The 2133-nt window shown below is 57.9% G+C and carries 2 protein-coding genes; one reads left to right on the top strand and one right to left on the bottom strand.

Annotated elements, in window-relative coordinates:
* The coding region (locus M0974_RS33085) for a DUF1853 family protein (protein WP_297846523.1) at positions 1-868 on the top strand (868 nt) is incomplete at its 5' end.
* A 119-nt stretch (positions 869-987) separates the two neighbouring features.
* On the opposite strand, the gene M0974_RS33080 is transcribed toward M0974_RS33085, so the two are convergent.
* A partial coding sequence (locus M0974_RS33080) for an MFS transporter (protein WP_297846522.1) occupies positions 988-2133 on the bottom strand: 1146 nt, incomplete at its 5' end.

Below are 2133 nucleotides of genomic sequence, written 5' to 3'. Positions count from 1 at the left end.
GCAACGCCACCCGCTGACCGGCAGTGATTGGGTGCAATCCCCGCAGCGACTGGCCGACTGGTTGTTGCGCCTGGACCAGGACAGCAGCGCCCTCAATCATTGGCTGGCATTGGGCGCGACCCGGCGTTTGGGACTGTATTACGAGCGGCTTTGGCAATTTGCCGTGCATCAAGCACCGGGCGTAGAGATGATCGCCGCCAATCTGCCGATTCGTGTCGCCGGACACACCTTGGGCGAACTGGACATGTTGCTGCGCGATAGCGACGGCGTGCACCACGTCGAATTGGCGATCAAGCTTTATCTGGGGCCCCAAGACGGCAATGGCAAGGACCCGGCGCAATGGCTGGGACCAGGCTGTCACGATCGGCTGGACCGCAAACTCGCGCACTTGAGCCAGCATCAACTGCCAATCTCGGCGCGACCGGAAAGCCGTGAGGTGCTGAGTGCGCTGGACATCACACATTTCAGCGCCGAACTGTGGCTGGGCGGGTATTTGCTGTATCCGTGGCCGGGTCAGGCAGAGTCGCCGGTCGGTGCGCACCGTCAGCATTTGAATGGACGCTGGCTGCATCAACGGGATTGGTCAGCTTTTATTGCGCAAAGTCTTGCGGGTCGCTGGCAACCGTTGCCGCGCCATGCCTGGCTGGCCCCCGCGCATTATCGCGAGGAGCACACCTGGCAGAACGATCAATTGCAGGAATGGCTGGATCAACTGGACCCGCTGGCCCCCGCACAACTGCTGGTGCGCTTGAGCGAAAACCAGGCCGGAGAGTGGGAGGAAGCCGAAAGGCTGTTCCTGGTCTCGGACCAATGGCCCAACCTGGGGAACACCACCAACGCCATCAGTTCAGTGGCGTTGGCGCGCTGACCCAGAGAACCAGGCCCCTGTGCAGACTGTGTGGGACCGAATTCATTCGGGAAGCAGACAGCGCGGTTTAGCTGAAGAACCGCGTTGTTACCTTCCCGAATGAATTCGGTCCCACAGAGCTAAACGTGCTTGGTATTGGGCAACAGCACGGTAAATATCCCCAGCAGCGGCAGGAATGAGCACAGCGAGTACACGTAGATAATGCCGTGGGCGTCTGCCAGATAACCCAGCAACGCTGCGCCAATGCCGCCGAAGCCGAACATCAAACCGAAGAACACACCGGCGATCATGCCGACATTGCCCGGTACTAACTCCTGAGCGAACACCACAATCGCTGAGAACGCCGACGCCAGAATAAAGCCGATGATTACACTCAACACCGTGGTCCAGAACAGGTCCGCGTATGGCAGCATCAAGGTGAATGGCGCAACGCCGAGGATCGAAAACCAGATGACTGTCTTGCGTCCGACCCTATCGCCAATCGGTCCGCCAAAGAACGTACCTGCAGCCACTGCACCGAGAAACAGGAACAAGTGCAGCTGTGAGCTTTCCACCGACAGGCTGAATTTCTCGATCAAGTAGAACGTGAAATAGCTGGTGAAACTGGCCATGTAGAAATACTTGGAGAACACTAAAAACCCAAGCACCAACAATGCCGCGATCACCCGGTTTTTCGACAGGCCGTGTTTGGCTTTCTGCCCAGCCTTGAGTTTGAACAGGTTCAAGTGCGCCTTGTACCAGCGGCTGATGGCGTACAGCAAACCGATGGCGAACACCGCAATCAAAGCGAACCAGGCGATATGGCCCTGACCGAACGGAATAATGATCGCTGCGGCCAGCAAGGGCCCGAACGCCGAACCGGTGTTGCCGCCCACCTGAAAGGTCGATTGCGCCAAACCAAAGCGTCCGCCCGAGGCCAGCCGGGCAATGCGCGACGCCTCAGGGTGAAAGGTCGACGAACCAATCCCAATCAGCGCCGACGCCAACAGGATCAGTGGAAAACTGCCGACCATCGACAGCATCAAAATGCCCAACAACGTGCAGATCGCGCCTGCAGGTAACAGCAATGGATTTGGATGGCGGTCCGTGTAGTAACCGACCCAGGGCTGTAACAGTGATGCAGTGACCTGAAACGTCAGGGTAATGAAGCCGACTTGGGTGAAGCTCAGGCCATAATTGGCCTTGAGCATCGGGTAGATAGAAGGCAAAACCGACTGAATCAAGTCATTGATCAAATGCGCCATCGCCACTGCACCAATGATGCG

The sequence above is a fragment of the Pseudomonas sp. genome, assembly GCF_026224925.1.
GTDB lineage: Bacteria > Pseudomonadota > Gammaproteobacteria > Pseudomonadales > Pseudomonadaceae > Aquipseudomonas.
Note: the sequence above shows the minus strand (reverse complement) of the source record. Positions and strands in the feature narration are given on the sequence as shown.